Source organism: Kitasatospora sp. NBC_00240 (genome assembly GCF_026342405.1).
In the GTDB taxonomy this organism is placed as follows: Bacteria; Actinomycetota; Actinomycetes; order Streptomycetales; family Streptomycetaceae; genus Kitasatospora.
Window position 1 is genome coordinate 2,799,349 of sequence record NZ_JAPEMU010000001.1, and the last position, 19,322, is coordinate 2,818,670.

General features: G+C 72.8%; 14 protein-coding genes. 5 read left to right on the plus strand and 9 right to left on the minus strand.

What is annotated here, in order from left to right; translation table 11 throughout:
- Positions 1–26 precede the first annotated feature (26 nt).
- Together OG689_RS11940 and OG689_RS11945 are read left to right on the plus strand one after the other, a co-directional pair.
- Positions 27–968 (plus strand): ABC transporter ATP-binding protein, encoded by a 942-nt coding sequence (locus OG689_RS11940; protein WP_266320021.1) that lies wholly within the window; start codon positions 27–29, stop codon positions 966–968.
- A complete protein-coding gene (locus tag OG689_RS11945) occupies positions 965–1,918 on the plus strand; it encodes an ABC transporter permease (protein ID WP_266320023.1) in 954 nt (317 codons plus the stop codon). The genes OG689_RS11940 and OG689_RS11945 overlap by 4 nt, the downstream gene beginning before the upstream one ends.
- A 141-nt stretch (positions 1,919–2,059) precedes the next feature.
- On the opposite strand, the gene OG689_RS11950 is transcribed toward OG689_RS11945, so the two are convergent.
- The 9 genes from OG689_RS11950 to OG689_RS11990 form a co-directional block, all read right to left on the minus strand.
- Positions 2,060–2,827, minus strand: a complete 768-nt coding sequence (locus OG689_RS11950; RefSeq protein ID WP_266320025.1) for a helix-turn-helix transcriptional regulator — start codon at positions 2,825–2,827, stop codon at positions 2,060–2,062.
- A gap of 75 nt (positions 2,828–2,902) precedes the next feature.
- Positions 2,903–3,952, minus strand: a complete 1,050-nt coding sequence (locus tag OG689_RS11955; protein ID WP_266320027.1) for a hypothetical protein — start codon at positions 3,950–3,952, stop codon at positions 2,903–2,905.
- A 35-nt stretch (positions 3,953–3,987) separates the two neighbouring features.
- The gene (locus tag OG689_RS11960) at positions 3,988–4,776 is read right to left on the minus strand and encodes an SAM-dependent methyltransferase (protein ID WP_266320028.1); all 789 of its coding nucleotides are present in this window, start codon (positions 4,774–4,776) and stop codon (positions 3,988–3,990) included.
- Between the two features lie 20 nt (positions 4,777–4,796).
- A complete protein-coding gene (locus OG689_RS11965) occupies positions 4,797–5,672 on the minus strand; it encodes an SDR family NAD(P)-dependent oxidoreductase (RefSeq protein WP_266327038.1) in 876 nt (291 codons plus the stop codon).
- Positions 5,672–6,310 carry a peroxidase-related enzyme gene (locus tag OG689_RS11970; protein ID WP_266320029.1) on the minus strand — a complete coding sequence of 213 codons (639 nt, stop codon included), beginning with the start codon at positions 6,308–6,310 and terminating at the stop codon, positions 5,672–5,674. Before OG689_RS11970 ends, OG689_RS11965 begins: the two co-directional genes overlap by 1 nt.
- 405 nt (positions 6,311–6,715) lie before the next feature.
- The gene (locus tag OG689_RS11975) at positions 6,716–7,087 is read right to left on the minus strand and encodes a metalloregulator ArsR/SmtB family transcription factor (RefSeq protein WP_266320031.1); all 372 of its coding nucleotides are present in this window, start codon (positions 7,085–7,087) and stop codon (positions 6,716–6,718) included.
- A gap of 488 nt (positions 7,088–7,575) precedes the next feature.
- On the minus strand, positions 7,576–7,752 hold the full coding sequence (locus OG689_RS11980) for a hypothetical protein (RefSeq protein WP_266320032.1): 177 nt from the start codon (positions 7,750–7,752) through the stop codon (positions 7,576–7,578).
- On the minus strand, positions 7,752–8,453 hold the full coding sequence (locus OG689_RS11985) for a DUF899 domain-containing protein (RefSeq protein WP_266320033.1): 702 nt from the start codon (positions 8,451–8,453) through the stop codon (positions 7,752–7,754). Before OG689_RS11985 ends, OG689_RS11980 begins: the two co-directional genes overlap by 1 nt.
- Positions 8,454–8,640: 187 nt before the next feature.
- The gene (locus OG689_RS11990) at positions 8,641–10,191 is read right to left on the minus strand and encodes a GMC family oxidoreductase N-terminal domain-containing protein (RefSeq protein ID WP_266320034.1); all 1,551 of its coding nucleotides are present in this window, start codon (positions 10,189–10,191) and stop codon (positions 8,641–8,643) included.
- Positions 10,192–10,500: 309 nt separating this feature from the next.
- Here OG689_RS11990 and OG689_RS11995 point away from each other — a divergent pair, with 309 nt between their 5' ends.
- The 3 genes from OG689_RS11995 to OG689_RS12005 are packed head-to-tail and all read left to right on the plus strand — an operon-like array spanning position 10,501 to position 19,321.
- Positions 10,501–12,441 (plus strand): CRTAC1 family protein, encoded by a 1,941-nt coding sequence (locus OG689_RS11995; protein WP_266320035.1) that lies wholly within the window; start codon positions 10,501–10,503, stop codon positions 12,439–12,441.
- Complete coding sequence (locus OG689_RS12000; RefSeq protein WP_266320036.1) at positions 12,438–13,454, plus strand: enediyne biosynthesis protein; 1,017 nt, start codon at positions 12,438–12,440, stop codon at positions 13,452–13,454. The genes OG689_RS11995 and OG689_RS12000 overlap by 4 nt, the downstream gene beginning before the upstream one ends.
- Positions 13,451–19,321: a type I polyketide synthase gene (locus tag OG689_RS12005; protein WP_266320038.1), complete on the plus strand. Its 5,871-nt coding sequence runs from the start codon at positions 13,451–13,453 to the stop codon at positions 19,319–19,321. Before OG689_RS12000 ends, OG689_RS12005 begins: the two co-directional genes overlap by 4 nt.
- Position 19,322: the final 1 nt, after the last annotated feature.

A 19,322-nucleotide genomic window follows, 5' to 3' on the forward strand; every position in this document is an offset into this window, starting at 1 on the left:
GCCATACGCAGGTCACGCTGTATTCCATGACACTCACCACAGGCCCGGGAATTCCCGGGACACCGGCCGTCGAGGTGCGGGACCTGCACCGCAGCTACGGCGAATACGAAGCCGTGCGGGGTATTTCCTTCACGGTCGCGCGGGGCGAGCTGTTCGCCCTGCTGGGCACCAACGGCGCCGGCAAGACCACCACCCTGGAGGTGCTGGAGGGATACCGCCCGCCGAGCTCGGGCACCGTCCGGGTCCTGGGGGCGGACCCGTACGCCCAGGGCACCTCGGTCCGGCGCCGGACCGGGGTGATGCTCCAGGAGGGCGGCTTCTTCAAGGAGTTGACCGTCCGGGAGACGGTCGACTCCTGGCGTTCCTTCCTGTCCGGCGCGCGGCCCGCCGCCGAGGTGCTCGGCCAGGTGGGCCTGACCGAGCGCGCCGGCACCCGGGTCGGGCAGCTGTCCGGCGGCGAACGGCGGCGCCTGGACCTGGCGTTGGCGGTGCTGAACGCGCCGGAGCTGCTGTTCCTGGACGAGCCGACCACCGGCATGGACCCGGAGGCCCGCCGGATCACCTGGCGCCTGGTGCAGGACCTCCGGGCGGCCGGTACGACCGTCCTGCTGACCACCCACTACCTGGAGGAGGCCCAGCAGTTGGCCGACCGGGTGGCCATCATGGACCGCGGCCGGCTGGCCGCGGTCGGGACGGTCCAGGAGGTGCTCTCCGGGCACCGCACCCGGATCAGCTTCCCGCTGCCGGCCGGCCTCACGGCGGTCCAACTGCCCACCGTGCTGGGCGAGTCACCGGTGGTCGAGGACGGCACGGTGGTCTACACGGCGGCCCGGACCGCGCCGGCCCTGGCCGTGCTGCACACCTGGGCGGCGAGCCGGTCGGTGGAGCTGGACGGCATCGAGGCGCGCAACGCCTCGCTGGAGGACGTCTTCCTGGAGCTGGCACACGAGAGGGCGGGAACCCGATGAGCAGCGCGACCGACAGCAGCGTGATCCGCGGCGGAGCGACCGGCACGACCGGGGGGACGAGCCCGGCGACCGGGGGGACGAGCCCGGCGGCCGGGCGGACGAAGGACGGCCCCCGCGCGGCCGCCGAGCGGCACCGTGAACTCGGCTGGCCGCAGTACGCGCGCGGCCAGTTCCTGCTCTCCTGGCGGGTGTTCTGGCGCAACCGGCGTTCCACCTTCATCGGCTTCCTGCTGCCGGTGCTGCTGAACCTGGTGGTGGCGGCGCCGCTGCGGGACAAGGAGATCGGCGGGGTGAACGCGGCGGCGTACAGCACCGTCGGGTTCATCGGCTTCGCGCTGGTGACCTCGTTCATCAACCTGCTGAACGGCGTGGTCGCCCGCCGTGACGACCTGGTGCTCAAGCGGCTGCGCGGCACCGAGGTCCCGGCTACGGCGATCTTCGCCGGGCAGTTCGGCGCGGCCGGCGCGGTGGTGCTGCTGCAGGTCCTGCTGCTGGGCGGTCTCTCGGTGGGCTGGTTCGGGGCGCCGCTGCCCGCCGACCCGCTGCTCTTCACGCTCACCCTGGTGGCCGGCTATCTGCTCTTCGCGGTGCTGGCGGTGGCGCTGTCCGGGGTGACCCCGAGCGCCGAGGCGGCGCCGATGGTCGCCACCCCGGTGCTGCTGGTCTGCATGTTCGGCAGCGGCGTGGTGGCGCCGCTCAGCTCGATGCCGCAGTGGCTGCAGGGGCCGGCCCACAACCTGCCGCTGGCACCGGTGGTGGAGACCCTGCGGACGGCCTGGTTCGGTCGCCCGTTCGGCGCGGAGAGCTGGTCGGGCGGCGCGCTCGCGCGGATCGACCTGCTGCACGGCTGGCAGCACGCGACCGGCTCGCTGCTGCTGGTCGCGGCCTGGACGGCCGGGGCGGCGGTGCTGGGGCGGCGGCTGTTCCGCTGGGAGCCGCGCCACGGATGAGACCCGCGGCCGGCCCCGGTCGCCGATGGGTCCGCCCGGCCGATGGAGCGGCCGGGCGGACACGCCGGTGACCGGGGCCTCGCCCGTCCGGGCCCCGGTCCGTCCGGCCCGAACCGGCCGGTACGCCCGATCCGGCCGACCTCACCCCAGGGTCCGGACCGCCAGTTGCGGCTGGGGCAGCTGCCAGCAGTCGAGTTCGGGCAGCGCGAGCAGGATCGGCAGGTCGAACGGACAGAACCCGCGGGTCTCCAGATCGACCTCGATCGCCTGCCCGGCCCGGACCGTCACCGGGCGGCTCGCCCCGATGAACAGCGGCCGGCGGTTCCAGGGCAGCGGCTCGACGTCGCGCATCGCGACCACCGCGGCCCGCAGGTGCCACACGCCCTCCACGACGCCGTCCAGCCGGAAGGCGCCCGGCCCGTCCAGCACGTCGCAGGCGACCGGCTCGCCCTGGACGATCGGGTCGCTGAACGCCGCCACGTAGATCCGGGTCGGCAGCCCCACGTCCGGGACGTCGACCACGCCCCGCACCGCGCACGGCCGGTGGGCGGCCGTCGAGCGGAAGGCGCCCGGCTCCCGCGGCATGCCCGCCCTCGCCAGCGTCCGGTAGCGGCCCGGGGAGAGCCCGACGCTGCGGGTGAAGCGGCTGGTGAAGGTACCGAGGCTGTTGTAACCCACTTGATAGGAGATGTCGGTGACGCTCAGCGGGGTCCGGAGCAGCAGGTTCTTCGCCTTGTGCAGCCGGATCGCGGACAGGAAGCGCCCCGGCGAGGTGCCGGTGAGTGTCCGGAACACCCGGGAGAAGTAGAACTTGCTCAGAATGGCGGTGTCCGCGATGTCGTCCAACGACAGCGGCTCCTCGTAGCGCTCCCACATCGTCGCGATGGCACGCTCGACTGCGGCTTGCAAGACATCTCTTCCTTCCGTGCGAATCCGGGGGTATCCGTACGAACAAGGTGTGCCGGCGCTCCGCGGCGGCGGCGGTCAGCCGTCCTGCTGCATCCACGCCCCGACCTGGCGGGCGGCCGTCAGGCTGGCCCAGGCCGTCAGCCCGACCAGTGCCCGGTCGCCCGTCCCGCCGGCCGACCGGCGGAAGTCGGCGATCACGGTCTCGTCCACGGTGTAGGAGGCGAGGGCGGTCAGCAGCACCAGCCGGGCCGCCGGGCGCAGCTCGGGAGCCAGCACGGCGACGGCCCCGTCGGCCCAGCCCCGGCCGAGCCCGGGCGGGCGGCCGTCCCAGCCCGCCAGGGTGTCGTGCAACAGCTCCTGGACGGCCTTCGGCACGTCCTCGCGCCCGGCCTCCTCGACGGCGGCGGCGGCCCGGGCGAAGGCCGAGGCGATCACCGGGTTGCCCTCGGCCCAGCCGAGGTCCGCGGGCAGCGGGGCGGGCGCCAGCAGGTCCAGCGAGACGCCGGGCGCCGGGGTGGAGCGGGCGGCGGAGCGGATCAGCCAGGTGAGCACCCGCAGCACCGGGCGCAGCGAACTCTCCGGTGCGCCGGGCGGCAGCGGCACCGCGCCGAGGAAGACGTTCACCATCCGGTTGAGGTACTGCATGATGACGACGGTGCCGAGCAGTTCGGGCAGCTGCCCGGCCGGGAAGGGCCGGGGGTTGGCGGCCGCCGTGTCGCGGGCGGCGCCGAGCCGGGCCCACTCGGTGACCGCGTCGAACCGCCCCGCGCCGCAGTCGGTGGCGGCGCCGGGTGTCAGGCTGTGCAGGACGGCGGTGTGCATCCGCTCGCAGAACGGGCACTCGTTGCCCGCCGAGACGGCGCAGGCCACCGCCTCCTTGGCCGGCCGTGGGGCGGCCCCCTCCACCAGCATGGTCTCCCGCAGCATCAACCAGCTGGCGGCGAGCGGGCCGGTCGCGGGCGAGTGGAGGGCGATCGGCGGCGCGAGCACCCCGAAGTCCCGTTCCAGCTCCCGGTAGACCTGGGCGACGCCACCGCGCGCCCGGTCGAAGCCGACCGGCTTCACATGGCGCACCTGCATCAACGACAGGCCTCGCAAGCGCGACTGGACAAACTTTCTGCGCACGGAACTCTCCCCGGTTCGAACGGTCAGCGGTCGATTCACGGCTTGCGTGCCACGGCACACCACATCGCCGGGGCCCCGGCCTCCTCGGCCGACGGCTCCGGACGCCACTCCCCCGGCACCACCACTCCCGGTGACGCCAGTTCGAGCCCCTCGCCCAGCAGGGCCGCGACCTCGGCCCGGCCGCGGCGCACCACCTGGGCGCCCCAGCCGGGCAGGAGCAGCTCCAGCGCGTCGTCCATCGGCCCGTCCAGCTCGTGCGGCGCCAGGTGGCCGAAGGCCACCCAGCTGCCGGACGGGACGGCGTCCACCAGCAGCCGGACCAGGCCCGCCGGATCCTCCGCGCCGGGGACGAAGTGCAGGGCCCCGAAGAGCAGCAGGCCGACCGGACGGGACAGGTCCAGCGTCGCCGCGGCGTCCCGCAGGACCTGGTCCGGATCGCCCAGCTCCCCCTGCACGTAGGACGTCGGGCTGCGCGGCTGCTGCCGGAGCAGTTGCCGCGCGTGCTCGACGACCGTCTCGTCCCGGCCCACGTAGACGACCCGGGTGGCCGGGGACACCCGCTGGGCCACCTGGTGCGTGCTGCCCATGGTCGGCAGGCCCGCGCCGATGTGCAGCAGCTGCCGCAGATCCGCCTCGCCGACCAGGTGGCCCACGATCCGGCCGAGCGCGGCGCGGGTCGTCCGCAGCTCGGCCCGCAGGTCACCGGCCGGCCAGGCCGTACAGGCCCGTTCGGCGGCCGCCCGGTCGGCGGGCCCGTTGGCCGCGCCGCCCAGCAGGTAGTCCACCGCCCGCGCCAGACTGGGGATGTCGAACTCCTCGGTCACACCATTCCTCAGCTGAACTGTCAGGGAATCGGGAAGAAGGCCCGCACGAACTTCTCGAAGAGCCGGTCTCCGATCGTCCAGCGCATCCGGGGGAGCAGCCGCGAGGGCACCCCGATCCGGTAGCGGATCTGCGGGTTGTCGCTGCTCACGGCCTTCTCGATGACCTTCGCCACGGTCTCCGCGCGGACGGCCATCCGGCCGCGCCCGGTCGGGTGGTCGGTCTCGCGGTACGCGCCGTGCCAGTCGACGAAGTACTGCCAGAAGTCGTCGTACAGGCCGGTCCTCTCCTGTCCGGACATCCCGAGGTCGGCGACCGACATCGGCACGAAACCGCCGAGCACCGGCGAGGGCTCGATCAGCACCACCTTGATGCCGAAGCCGGCGACCTCGTGCCGCAGCGAGTCGCCGATCGCCTCCAGGGCGTGCTTGGTGGCCTGGTAGTAGCCGCGGCCCGGGGTGGCGAACTGGCCGAAGATCGAGGACATGATGACCACCCGGCCGCTGCCCTGGGCACGCATCCCGGGGAGCACCAGCTGGGTGAGCCGGGAGAGCCCGAAGACGTTGGTCTCGAACTGCCGGCGCACCTCCTCGATCGGTGTCTCGCCGATGGTGCCGTTCAGGCTGTAGGCCGCGTTGTTGATGAGGGTGCCGACCGCACCGTGCTCGGCGGTGATCTTGTCCACCGCGTCGATCATCGACTGCTCGTCCGTCACGTCCAGGTGGAGCACCTGGATCCCCTCGGCCGCCAGGCCGGCGAGTGCCTCCAGGTTGCGGCCGGTCGCGTAGACCGGCCACCCCGCGCGGTGCAGGCGCAGCGCCGCGGCCTGGCCGGTGCCGGAGGACATCCCGGTGCCCGAGGAGGCGCCGGTCAGCAGGACCGCCCGGGACGGCGCCATCACGCCGCCGTCCCGGCTCCGGTGTCCGCACCGGTGTCGGTGTCGGTGTCGGACTGCCGGGAGATCCGGCTGCGGGTCATCGCGGTGCCCAGGCCGAAGCCGTCCACCAGCCGGTTGATGAAGGCGAAGAGCCCGGCGGTGAAGACCGCCTCCAGCATCTCCTCGTTGCTCCAGCCGGCCGCGGCGACCCGGTCCCAGTCCTCGTCGGTGATCCGGTAGGCGCCGGTGCAGACCTGGGTGACCAGCTCCATCAGCGCCAGGGTCCGCTCGTCGAGCGGCAGTTCGCCCGGCTTGTCGGCGGTGGCGATCGCGTGGGTCAGCTCCTCACTGCCGCCGAACTGCGACAGGAACCAGTTGTGGGTGCCGACGCAGTAGGGGCAGCCGTTGACCTTGGAACTCCAGGCGGAGATCATCTCGCGGGTGGCCCGCGGCAGCACACCGTCGTTGAAGACGCCGGTGTATCCGGTGATGAGCACCTCCATCAGATCCGGTCGGCTGGAGACGAGCCGAAACATATCGGGTACGAACGGGAGGCCGGTCCTGGCCTTGATCAGGTCGTAGAGCTCCGCGGTCCTGCCGGTCGCCTCGGACTCCTCGATCAGCGGAACGCGCGCCGCCGGACCCTGCTGCTCACCCATGGAAGTGACTCCTTCGCGGTGGACGGACATTCACGAGCAACCCGATGTTGTCAGGGGCGCGCTGAGCGGTTGTCTCCTAAATTGCCCTCTTCCTCCAACCGTCCGATTCCCAAGTCGTATTTGCCACAAGCAAATTCACGGTGCGCAATGATCCGCGCCGACTCCCCCCTCCGCCCTGGAACACGAACGGCTCCGACCCCGGGCGCTGTTCGTGCGCCCGGGGCCGGAGCCGACGGGACGGAGGTGAAGGGGGCACCGCGGACGGGCGGGGCGCCGCGGGCGCAGGAAGTCCGCGGGTGGTGCATGGCAGGCGGGCGCCGCCACGGGGCGGGCCCGCACCGCGGCGCGGGCCCGCACCCGCAGTACGGGCCCGGTCCGGCGGTACGGGCCCGGTCCGTCGGCCCCCTACCGGGGGGTCTCGGGCCGGCGCGCCTCGCGTTCGGCCGCCTCCGCGATGCGTTTGACGGTGGCGAGCCGGCGGTCCCAGTCGGCCGCGAGCGTGGCCATCCAGCGCGCGGTGGCGTCCAGGGCGACCGGCCGCACCGTGTACCGGACCTCGCGGCCGGATCGGGCGCCGGAGACCAGCCCCGCGGCGTCCAGGACGGCGAGGTGCTTGACCACCGCCTGCCTGGTCACCGGAAGGCTTCCGGCGAGCGTGGTCGCGGTGGCCTCCCCCTGGGCGGAGAGCAGGTCGAGCAGGCGGCGGCGGGTGGGGTCCGCCAGGGCGGCGAGGACGCCGTCGACCCCCTCGGCGGCGCCGTCGGGTCTCTCGGTCACACGGACGACTCTTCGGCCTGGCCCCGGAGTCCGGGCTCGGCCGCCGACGACCGGACCGGCTCCGGCCGTGCCTCGAACAGGGCGTCGCGTTCGATCAGCTGGTCACCCATGAGAGGACCCCTTCACTGCCGCCGATGGTTACGACTCCATAGTCGCACATCGACCCCCCAGGAGCAACCTGGGAGTTGCACTCCGATCGCGAACCATTTCCGGGCCGCGCACCCGCCCCGGCCGTCCGACCGGCCCCGCTTCACCGCGCGCCGCCCGGCGCGGCCGCCCCAAGGAGCCGGGAACGCCGACGAGCGCCGGGGCCCGCTCGCCCGGCCGCTGCTCGCGGTCGGACGGACGGGCCCCGGCGCTCGGACGGACGGGACGTACGCGCGGACGGGTCGCACGCGCGGAGCGGGCCTGGGCCGGCAGCCGGCCGGCCCGGCCCCGGGCCCAGGCTCACCCCCGGGCCCGGGCCCGGACCAACCCCGGGCCCGTGCTCAGCCGAACTCCACCAGCACCACCAGGGCCACGGCGGCCAGCAGGCCGGCCACCACACCCAGCGCCGCCCCCAGCGCGTGGTGCCGCACCCACCAACCGATCCAGCCGCCGGCGAGCGGCAGCAGGACCGCCCCGGCCACCGCCGGGTACTGGCCGAGCCAACCGGGCCGGCGCATCAGCTGGCGAACTTGTCCGTACCGTTCCACCAGTTCGTCCCCGCGGTGCTGGCGGCCTCGTTGTCGTACATGTCGTGGTGACGCCACCAGTCCCAGGGCTGCTCCAGCTGCGCCTCCTGGCGCCCGAGCGGCGTCAGGTCCAGGTAGTTGTAGAAGTTCTTGAAGATGTCACCGCCCCGGTCGTAGATCGAGTAGGTGTGGAAGACGTCCGTCCCGTCGGTCATGAAGACGCTCACGCCGGGGAGTTCGCCCTGCTCGGTGGTGACGTGGTAGTCCACGTTGAAGTCGGAGCCGAACGAGGACACCCAGGGGATGTCCCAGCCCATCCGCGCCTTGAAGGCCTCCAGCTTGGGCAGTTGGCCGCGCGAGACCATGACGAAGGTGGTCTCCCGAGCGTTGATGTGGGACAGGTGCCCGACCGAGTCGGCCTGCATCGAGCAGCCGATGCAGCCCTCCTCCTGGTCCGGGCCGAACATGAAGTGGCGGACGATCAGCTGGCGCCGGCCCTGGAACAGGTCGAGCAGCGACAGCTCGCCCTGGGGGCCGTGGAAGACGTAGTCCTTGTCGACCTTGACCATGGGCAGTTCCGGCCGGGCCGCGACGACCTCGTCGTGCAGCCGGGTGAGCTGCTTCTCCTTCTCCAGCAGCTCCTTGCGGGCCTGGAGCCACTCCTCGCGCGTTGCCACCTTGGGCAGGTTCATCGAACTCTCCTGGTTCTGGTTTCGGTTCTGGTCCTGGCTCTGGTCCTGGTCCTGGTTCCGGTGCTGGTTCTCGTTCCGGTGCTGGTTCTGGTTCCGGTGCCGGTCCTCGCCCTACTTCCGGCGATGCCCCCGGGTGCCCCCGGCCGCGCCCGGGCGCTTCCCCCCGACCGTGCCCGCGACGGCCGGATCAGCCGGCGCGCAGCCAGTCCGCCAGCCGCTCGCCGATCATGGTGGAGGTCAGGTTGGTGTTGCAGTTGACGATCCCCGGCATCACCGAGGCGTCGGCCAGGTAGAGCCCCTCGGTGCCGTGCACCCGCAGGTGCCCGTCGACGACCGCGCCCTCGTCCTCCGCCAGGCCCATCCGGGCGGTGCCGACCGGGTGGTAGGCACTGTCCAGGCTCACCCGGGTGTACTGGCGGACCATCTCCTCGTTCTCGATCAGCTGGTCGTTGAGGACGATGAAGTCCTCGCCGAGGCTGCGGATGCCGGGGTGGTTGACCAGCTCCCAGCAGGTCCGGACGGCGTCGGCGAGCTTCTCCAGGTCGCGCTCGGTGGAGAGGAAGTTCAGGTCGATGTCGGGGGCGGCCGCCGGGTCGGCGGAGCTCAGCCGCAGGCTTCCGCGGGACTGGGGCTTCTGGTCGACCACCATCACGCCCAGGATCACGTTGCCGCCGGCCAGCATCTGCAGGTCGGGGAACATCGTCAGGTCGAAGTGGTTGACCATGTAGTACTGCAGGTCGTTGAAGTCGGACGAGCCCTTCGCCGTGGTGCGCACCATGGCCTGGAGGAAGGGATCGGTGCGCCGGATCGCCCCGGGGGCCGGCTTCATGAAGACGCCGGTACGAGGGTGGTCGATCAGGTTGGCGCCGACGCCGGGCCGGTCGAGCCGGACGTCGATGCCCAGGCGGCGCAGGTCCTCGGCCGGGCCGATGCCCGACCGCAGCAGGATGGTGGGCGAGTTGACCGCGCCCGCGGAGAGCACCACCCGCCGCGACCGCACCTCCTCGGCCGCCCCGCCGCCGGCGGAGAGCTCGACCCCCACCGCGCGGACGCCCTCGAACAGCACCCGGTGGACGAGCACGCCCGCCCGCACGGTCAGGTTCTCCCGGGACCGCACCTCGGGGGTGAGGTAGGCCAGGGCGGCATTGACCCGGACCTCGGTGTCCCGGCGGTTCGACGGAATCGGCCCGATTCCGCTGGCCTCCGGATGATTGTGGTCCGCCACCTCGGGGAAGCCGGCACCCAGACTCGCCTCGACAAATGCCGCCTGGGCAGGCGTCAGCTCCTCCGGCCGCCACCGCCGGACCGGTATCGGCCCGCCCTTTCCGTGAATCTCCTCGTCACCGCGGTCGAGGTCGTCCTCGAGCTTTCGGTAAAAGGGCAGCACCTCGGACCAGGACCATTCCTGGTTTCCGGCACCGGCCCATTCGTCGAAATTCTCGGGAACACCCCGCAGGGCGATGGTCGCCCCTACCGAGGATGATCCTCCGGACACCTTCCCGCGGGGGAAGAGAATCCTGCGGCCGTCGCTGATCTCGGCCCTGAACTTCCAGTCGTGCGCGCTCAGGGACATCGCGTTGCCGTCCCGGATGTCGTCCGGGAGGTCGGCGGTCCCTGGGAAGTCAGGACCGGCCTCCAGCAGGAGCACCTTGCGCGAAGGGTCCTCGCTGAGCCGTGCGGCGATCGCCGCGCCGGCCGAGCCCGATCCGACAACGATGTCGTCATAAGTCTGCGCCATGGAACGTCCTCGGGGTCGCGGAATCCGATTGGAACAACACCTTCTGTCCACGAGCTTCACAGCCGCCGCGTCCGGCTGTCTTCTCCGAACGTGCTCTCCCTCCCGGCCGGCGCCCGCAGAACCGGTGGGCAAGATGGGAGAAGCGGGACGGCAGGGGGTGACTCATGCTCAAAAACTATGACGGCCTACAAAGGGAGTTGAACAGCCTATCCGGCCGACTATCCATCACATTGTTATTCCTGCACGGAATGCCTGCATGGAGAGGGGAATGCGTTGTACCGCGAGCGAATTCGTAGACTGATTCCGGGAGTGGCGACGGTGGTGGTGGCGACCTCACTGTTCTTCGCCGTCCGGGACGGGGTGGCGGTGGCCGGGGGCGACGAGGTCGCCACGCAGTACAAGTTCCAGGAGATGCCGATCGCGATGCCTCCCGGGTACGAGTCCCAGCCGATGAACACCGTCCGGGTGGTGAACCCGGCGTACCACAAGATCCGCTCCTGGATCTCCTCGGTCGGCGCCGGCATCGCCATCAACGACCTGACCGGGCACGGCCTGGCCGACGGCATGTGCATCGTCGACACCAGGACCGACCAGATCGTGGTGACGTACACCCCCACCGCCCGCCAGGCCGACCGCTTCACCCCGTTCGTCCTGGACGCCGCTCCGCTGCCGATGGACAACACCATGGCGCCGACCGGCTGCACCCCCGGGGACTTCAACGGCGACGGCCGGACCGACCTGCTGGCCACCTACTGGGGCCGCACCCCGGTCGTCTTCCTGGCGAACTCCGACGCCGGCACGCTCACCGCCAAGAGCTACACGGCGCGCGAAGTGGTGCCCTCGCAGTCCCTCGACGGCAAGTACCACGGCCCCCGCTGGAACACCGACGCGGCGTACGTCGGCGACCTGGACGGCAGCGGCCACCCGTCGATCGTGATCGGGAACTACTTCCCCGACTCGGACGTGCTCGACCCGAACGGCCTGAACAACGTGGAGATGAACGAGTCCCTCTCCAGTGCCAAGAACGCCGGCGGCGACCACGTGCTGCGCTGGGCGAAGGCCAGCACCGGCCCCGAGCCGGACGTCGCCTTCGTCGAGGAGCGGGACGCCATCCCCTTCGACGCCTCCACCGGCTGGACGCTGGCCATCGCGGGCGCCGACCTCACCGGCCAGGGCCGCCCGGACCTCTACATCGCCAACGACTTCGGCCACGCGCACCTGCTGCACAACCAGTCCACGCCGGGCCGCATCAAGTTCATCGAGGCGACCGGCCGGCGGGACGCGACCACCCCCAAGTCCTTCGTGCTCGGCAAGGGCTCGTTCAAGGGCATGGGCGTCGACTTCGCCGACATCAACAACAACGGCAGCTTCGACATGATGGTCAGCAACATCACCGCGGCCTGGGGCCTGGAGGAGTCCAACTTCCTCTGGGTGAACCAGGCCAAGGACAACGCCGACATGAAGCGGCAACTGGAGGACGGCGTCGCGCCGTTCACCCAGGAGGCCCGCGAGCACGGCGTGGCGTGGACCGGCTGGGGCTGGGACACCAAGATGGCCGACTTCCGCAACGACGGCAATCTCTCCATCCTCCAGGCCGACGGCTTCGTCAAGGGCAACATCGACCGGTGGCCGTGGCTGCAGGAGATGGCCATGACCAACGACGACCTGCTCTCCAACCCGGCGATGTGGCCCAACGTCCAGCCCGGCGACGACCTGGCCGGCGACGACGTGCTCGCCTTCTACGCCCGGACGCCGAGCGGCACCTTCGCCAACATCAGCAAGCAGCTGGGCCTGGCGGTCCCCACCCCGACCCGGGCCATAGCCACCGGTGACACCACCGGCAGCGGCCTGCTGGACTTCGCCGTCGCCCGCCAGTGGGGACCGCCGGCCTTCTACGCCAACCAGGCTCCCAAGCCCGGCAACTTCCTCAACCTGCGGCTGTACCGCCCCTCCGGCGAGGCCACGGCCGGCCAGGGCATCACCAACACCGGCACCCCCGCATACGGCGCCACCGTGAAGATCACCACACCGGACGGCACCCGGGTCTCCCAGCTGGACGGCGGCAGCGGCCACGGCGGGTACCGCAGCTTCGACGTGCACTTCGGCCTCGCCGCCTACAACGGCCCGGTCACCGTGGAGCTCTGCTGGCGGGACACCTCCGGCGCGATGCACGAGAAGACCGAGCAGCTGCAGCCCGGCACCCACTCGCTGCTGCTGACCAGCGACGTCCAGGAGGTTCCGAGCCGATGAGTCCCGTCACCCCCCGCACGGCCCCCAAGCCGGTGCCCGTGCCCGCCGCCGCGCCCCCCGCCGCGAAGGACCCGCGCTACCTCGCGCTGCGCAACTTCGCGATCTCCATCTCCGTCTTCAACATCTTCGGCTACACCCTGCTCGGCTTCGAGCAGCCCTGGCTCTGGCCGATCATCGCGGTGCTGACCGCCTACGTCACCGAGATCGCCTTCGAGGTCCTCAGCGCCTGGGCGCAGCGCCGCACCTCGCGGTTCCGCGGCAACGGCATGCGCGGCCTGTACGAGTTCCTGCTCCCCTCGCACATCACCGCGCTGGCCGCGAACATGCTGCTCTACGCGAACGACCAGATCCTCCCGGTGCTGTTCGCGACCTTCGTCGGCGTGGCCGGCAAGCACGCGCTGCAGGCGCCGGTGGCCGGCCGGATGCGGCACTTCATGAACCCGTCCAACTTCGGGATCACCGTCACCCTGGTCTGTTACGGCTCCTGGGTGAGCATCGCCCCGCCGTACGAGTTCACCGAGAACGCCAACACGTTCTTCCGGGTGGCCATCCCGCTGATCATCGTCACCTCCGGCACCGTGATCAACGCCCTGCTGACCAAGAAGGTCGCGCTGATCGTCGGGTGGCTCGGCGGCTTCGTGATCCAGGCCCTGATCCGGCACTGGGTCTGGGACGTGGCCATCTTCTCGGCGCTCGGCCCGATGAGCGGCGTGGCCTTCGTGCTCTTCACCAACTACATGATCAGCGACCCGGGCACCACGCCGTCCAAGCCCCGCAACCAGTTCATGTTCGGTTCCTGGGTCGGCATGGTCTACGGCGTCCTGATGCTCTTCAACGTCGTCTACACGCTGTTCTTCGCGGTCACCGTGGTCTGCGGGCTGCGCGGGGCCGGCTGGTGGGTGGCGCACCTGATCAAGCGGTCCCGGGACGCCAAGGCGTCCGGGACCGGACTCGGCGACAGCATCGCCGCCGAGATCGGCAAGCAGACCGGATCCGAGGCGATGGCCGCATGACCACCAACCCCACCAAGCCCGCAGGGATAGCCGTCGTCGGCATCGCCTGCCGCTACCCCGACGCGGACTCGCCGGAGCAGCTCTGGCAGAACGTGCTCACCGGCCGCCGGGCGTTCCGCCGCCTGCCGGACGAGCGGATGCGGGCCGAGGACTACTACGACCCGGACCCGTCCGCCCCGGACAAGTTCTACTCCGCCAAGGCCGCGGTGATCGAGGGCTTCGAGTTCGACCGGGTCAAGCACCGGGTCGCCGGCTCGACCTTCCGCGCCACCGACATGACGCACTGGCTGGCGCTCGACACCGCCGCCCGCGCCCTGGAGGACGCCGGGTTCCCGCTCGGCGCCGGCCTCGCCGAGGCCAACACCGGGGTCATCATCGGCAACACCCTCACCGGCGAGTTCAGCCGGGCCAACCTGATGCGGCTGCGCTGGCCGTACGTCCGGCGCACGGTCGGCGCCGCGCTGCGCGAGCAGGGCTGGGACGACGCCTCGCTGGCCGGGTTCCTGGACGGCCTGGAGGAGCGCTACAAGAGCCCCTTCCCGCCGATCGGCGAGGACACTCTGGCCGGTGGCCTGGCCAACACCATCGCCGGCCGGATCTGCAACCACTTCGACTTCAAGGGCGGCGGGTTCACCGTCGACGGCGCCTGCTCCTCCTCGCTGCTGTCGGTCGCCACCGCCTGCGACGCGCTGGTCGACGGGCGCCTGGACGTCGCGATCGTCGGCGGCGTGGACCTCAGCATCGACCCCTTCGAGGTGATCGGCTTCGCCAAGACCGGCGCGCTGGCCACCGGCGAGATGAAGGTCTACGACAAGGGCTCCAACGGCTTCTGGCCCGGCGAGGGCTGCGGCATGCTCGTCCTGATGCGTGATCAGGACGCCCGCAGCGAGGGCCGGTTCCGCTACGCGTCGATCGCCGGCTGGGGCTACTCCTCCGACGGCAAGGGCGGCATCACCCGCCCCGAGGCGAGCGGGCACCGGCTCGCCCTCCAACGGGCTTACGCCACAGCCGGGTTCGGCATCGAGACGGTGTCGTACTTCGAGGGCCACGGCACCGGCACCGCGGTCGGGGACGCCACCGAGCTGCGCGCCTTCACCGAGGCCCGCCGCGCCGCCGACCCGGACGCGCCGCCGGCCGCGATCAGCACGGTGAAGGGCAACTTCGGCCACACCAAGGCGGCCGCCGGGGTCGCCGGCCTGCTCAAGGCCGTCCTGGCGGTGCGCCACCAGGTGATCCCCCCGGCCACCAGCCACACCGACCCGCACCCGGAGCTGACCGGCGAGCGGCCCGCCCTGCGGGTGCCGGACCAGGCCGAACTGTGGCCGCAGGACGCGCCGGTACGCGCCGGCGTCTCCTCGATGGGCTTCGGCGGCATCAACGCCCACGTGGTGGTCGAGCACGCCGACGGCGTCCGCAAGACCGGCGTCGGCACCACCACCCGCCGGCTGGTCGCCTCCCGGCAGGACGTCGAGCTGCTGCTCCTCGACGCCGACGGGATGGCCGAACTGCGCGGCAAGGTGGCCACCCTCGCGGGGCTCACCCCCCGGCTGTCCTTCGCCGAACTCGGCGACCTGGCCGCCACCCTGCAGGGCGACCTGGCGGACCGCCCGATCCGCGCCGCCGTGGTCGCCGCCGACCCGGAGCAGGCCGAGGCACGCTTCACCAAGCTGCTGACCCTGCTGGACTCCGGCGCCCGCTCGGTGCTGGACCCGAGCGGCGGGGTGTACCTCGGCAACGCCGCCCTCAACCCGCGGATCGGCTTCCTCTTCCCCGGCCAGGGCGCCGGGCGGCGCGGCGACGGCGGCGCGCTCCGGCGGCGCTTCGCCACCGTGGACGAGCTGTACGACACCCACGCCCAGCCCACCGGCGGCGACCTGGTCGCCACCGCCGTGGCGCAACCGCGGATCGTCACCGCGTCCGTCGCCGGGCTGCGGGTGCTCGCCGCCCTCGGCATCGAGGCCGTCGGCGCGGCCGGCCACAGCCTCGGCGAGGTGACCGCGCTGCACTGGGCCGGCGCCATGGACGAGAGCGCGCTGCTGCGGATCGCCGCCGCCCGCGGGCGGATCATGGCGGACGCCAGCGACGGCGGTGGGACGATGGCGGGCATCGCCGCCGAGGCCGCGCTGGTCGAACCGCTGCTGACCGGTGAGCCGGTGGTGATCGCGGGCTACAACAGCCCCGCGCAGACTGTCGTCTCGGGACCGGTCGCGGCGGTGGAGCGGGTCTGCGCCAAGGCCGCCGCCGCCGGTATCGGCACCGCCCGGATCAACGTGTCGCACGCCTTCCACTCGGAGGCGGTGGCCCCGGCCGCCGAGGGGCTGCGCGCCCACCTGGCGACCGAGACCTTCGCTCCGCTGGCCAGACGGATGCTCTCCACCGTCACCGCCGGCGAACTCCCGTCCGAGGTGGATGTGGTGGAGCTGCTCACCCGGCAGGTGCTGGACCCGGTGCGCTTCGACGAGGCCGTCCGGGCGCTGGCGTCCGACGTCGACCTGCTGGTGGAGGTCGGGCCCGGGCGGGTGCTGCGCGGCCTGGCGGGCGAGATCGCGCCGTCGGTGCCGACCGTCTCGCTGGAGTCGGACAGCGGCTCGCTGGCCGGCCTGTTCGGCGCGGTGGCGGCGGCGTTCGCGCTGGGCGCCCCCGTCCGGCACGCGGAGCTGTTCCGCGACCGCTTCACCCGGCCGCTGCCGCTGGACAAGGAGTTCCGCTTCTTCGCCAGCCCTTGCGAGGCGGCGCCGGAGGGTGACTTCACCTTCGCCGGCGTGCAGCGCGAGGAGCGGCCCGCCACGGCGGCCGCCACGGCGGCGCCGGTCGCCGCCGCAACGGCCACGGCCACGGCCGAGCCGGGCACCAGCAGCCTGCAGGTCCTGCTGCAGCTGGCCGCCGACCGGGCCGAACTGCCCCTCGACGCGGTCGGCCCGCACATCAACCCGCTGGACGAACTGCACCTGAGCTCCATCACCGTCGGCCAGATCATGAACCAGGCGGCGCAGGAACTCGGCATCTCGGCCCCGATGGTCACCTCCGCCTTCGCGACCTCCACCCTGGGCGAACTCGCCGGGCTGCTGGACGAGTTGGCCGAGACCGCGGACGGCCGGGACGAGGCGCCGCGGATCGCCGCCGGCGTCGCCCCCTGGGTGCGGGCCTTCGCCGTCGACCTCGTCCCGGCGCCCAGGGCGGCCCTCGCCCGGCCCGGGCAGACGCCGGGCCGCTGGCAGGTCTTCGCCCCGGAGCGGCACCCGCTGGCGGAGGCGCTGCGCCGCTCGCTGGACTCGGCCGGCCTCGGCGGCGGGGTGCTGCTCTGCCTGCCGCGGGACTGCGGGCAGGAGCACGCGGCGCTGATGCTGAGCGCCGCCCGGGCCGCGCTGTCCGCCGGCGGCGGCGGCCGGTTCGTGGCGGTCGGCGACCGGCGCGGTGCGGCCGGCCTGGCCAAGACCCTGCACCTGGAGGCGCCGGGGGTCACCACCACCCTGGTCACGCTGCCGCTGCCGGACGACCTGGCGGACGCCACCGCCCGGGAGCTGGGCACCCGGATCGCCGCGGACGTGGCCGGGACCTCCGGCTTCGCCGAGATCCACTACGACCGGGAGGGCGTGCGCCGGGTCCCGGTGCTGCGGCCGCTGGCGCCGGCCGCCGACGGGGCCGGACGCCCGGCCCTGGACGGCACCGACGTCCTGCTGGTGACCGGCGGCGGCAAGGGCATCACCGCCGAGTGCGCGCTGGAACTCGCGCTCGACACCGGCGCCTCGATCGGCCTGCTGGGCCGCTCGGACCCGGCGCGGGACACCGAGCTGGCGGCGAACCTGGAGCGGATGGAGGCCGCGGGTGTGGCCTTCCACTACGCGCGGGCCGACGTCACCTCCGCCGACGAGGTCAAGGACGCGGTCGGCGAGATCCGCGCCGCGCTCGGGCCGGTGACCGCCGTCCTGCACGGCGCCGGCCGCAACGAGCCGCACGGCCTGGCCAACCTGGACGAGTCCTCGTTCCGGCGGACCCTGGCCACCAAGATCACCGGCCTGGAGAACGTGCTGGCCGCCACCGACCCCGCCGCGCTGCGGCTGCTGGTCACCTTCGGCTCCATCATCGGCCGGGCCGGCCTGCGCGGCGAGGCGGACTACGCCACCGCCAACGACTGGCTCACCGACCTGACCCTGCGGGTCCAGGAGGACTACCCGGACTGCCGCTGCCTGGCCCTGGAGTGGTCGGTGTGGTCGGGGGCCGGGATGGGCGAGCGGCTCGGCGTGCTGGAGGCGCTGATCCGCGAGGGCATCGAGCCGATCCCGACCGAGCAGGGCGTCGCACTGCTCAAGCAGCTGCTCGCCGACCCGGCCGCGCCCACCGCGATGGTCGTGATGGGCCGGGCCGGCGGCCTGCCCACGCTCGACCTCGGCCGGCGCGAACTGCCGCTGCTGCGCTTCCTGGAGCGGCCGCAGGCGTACTACCCGGGCATCGAGCTGGTGGCCGACGCGGACCTCTCCGCGGCCGGCGACCCCTACCTCTCGGACCACCTGCTCGACGGGGACCTGCTCTTCCCCGCCGTCCTGGGCATGGAGGCGATGTCGCAGGCCGGCTCGGCCCTGCTCGGGCTGCCGGGCGTGCCGACGCTGGAGGACATGGAGTTCCTGCGGCCGATCGTCGTCCCGGTCGGCGGCACCACCACCGTGCGGGTCGCGGTGCTGGCCAAGGAGGCCGGCACCGTCCAGGCGGTGATCCGCAGCAGCGAGACCAACTTCCAGGCGGACCACTTCCGGGCCACCCTGCGCTTCGGCGCCCCGGCCCCCGAGGACGCCGGCCCGCGGCCGGTCGCCGAGGACGCCCCGCGGGTGCCGCTCGACCCGGCCCGCGACCTCTACGGCCCGGTGCTCTTCCAGGGCGGACGCTTCCAGCGCCTGCTCGGCTACCGGGAGCTGGCCGCCAAGGGCTGCGTCGCGGAGATCTCCACCACGGCGGCCGCGCCCTGGTTCGCCGGCTACCTGCCGGACAGCCTGGTGCTGGCCGACCCGGGCACCCGGGACGCGCTGATGCACTCGATCCAGGCCTGCGTCCCGGACGCCACCCTGCTCCCGGTCAGCGTCCGGCGGCTGCACCTGGCCGCGCCGGCCGGCGGGGACACCGACAAGCAGGTCACCCTGCACGCCGTCGAGCGCTCCCGCGACGGTGACACCTACCTGTACGACCTCGACGTGCGCGACCAGGAAGGCCTGCTGGTCGAGCGCTGGGAGGGCCTGGAACTGCGGGCGGTGCGCAAGCAGGACGGGACCGGCCCGTGGCACCCCGCGCTGCTCGGCGGCTACCTGGAGCGCCGCGCCGAGACGCTGCTGGGCACACCCCTGCGGGGCGTCGTCCTGCCGGACGGCTACCGGCCCGCGGAGGGCGTCGCGGAGCGCCGGGAGCGGACGGCGGCCGCCGTCGCCTGGGCGCTCGGGCGGCAGACACCGGTGCGCTACCGACCGGACGGCCGGCCGGAGATCGACACCGGCCGGGTGTCCTCCTCGCACGGCGCCGGCGTCACCTTCACGGTGCTCGGGTCGGGCCCGGTGGGCTGCGACGTGGAGCCCGTGACGGACCGCTCGGCGGCCGACTGGGCCGCCCTGCTCGGCCCGGACGGCTTCGCCCTCGCCGAGCTGCTGGCCGCGGAGCACGACGAGCACCTCACCTCCGCCGCCGCGCGGGTCTGGGGCGCGACCGAGTGCCTGCGCAAGAACGGCCGCGCGCTGGCCGGCCTGACGCCGGCCGACGTGCCGGACACTCCGGAGCGCTGGGTCCTGCTGCGGTCCGGCGATGCGCGGATCGCGACCTTCCCGACGGCCCTGCACGGGGTCGACGTACCGGTGATGTTCGCCCTGATGTCGGAGAGCGAGGACTGAT

What these genes read in the sequence shown, in the direction of transcription:
- OG689_RS11970 (WP_266320029.1), bottom strand. Translation starts at nt 6,310, where the DNA reads ATGGGTGAGCAGCAGGGTCCGGCGGCGCGCGTTCCGCTGATCGAGGAG.
- OG689_RS11940 (WP_266320021.1), top strand. Translation starts at nt 27, where the DNA reads ATGACACTCACCACAGGCCCGGGAATTCCCGGGACACCGGCCGTCGAG.
- OG689_RS11965 (WP_266327038.1), bottom strand. Translation starts at nt 5,672, where the DNA reads ATGGCGCCGTCCCGGGCGGTCCTGCTGACCGGCGCCTCCTCGGGCACC.
- OG689_RS11980 (WP_266320032.1), bottom strand. Translation starts at nt 7,752, where the DNA reads ATGCGCCGGCCCGGTTGGCTCGGCCAGTACCCGGCGGTGGCCGGGGCG.
- OG689_RS11945 (WP_266320023.1), top strand. Translation starts at nt 965, where the DNA reads ATGAGCAGCGCGACCGACAGCAGCGTGATCCGCGGCGGAGCGACCGGC.
- OG689_RS11990 (WP_266320034.1), bottom strand. Translation starts at nt 10,191, where the DNA reads ATGGCGCAGACTTATGACGACATCGTTGTCGGATCGGGCTCGGCCGGC.
- OG689_RS12005 (WP_266320038.1), top strand. Translation starts at nt 13,451, where the DNA reads ATGACCACCAACCCCACCAAGCCCGCAGGGATAGCCGTCGTCGGCATC.
- OG689_RS12000 (WP_266320036.1), top strand. Translation starts at nt 12,438, where the DNA reads ATGAGTCCCGTCACCCCCCGCACGGCCCCCAAGCCGGTGCCCGTGCCC.
- OG689_RS11985 (WP_266320033.1), bottom strand. Translation starts at nt 8,453, where the DNA reads ATGAACCTGCCCAAGGTGGCAACGCGCGAGGAGTGGCTCCAGGCCCGC.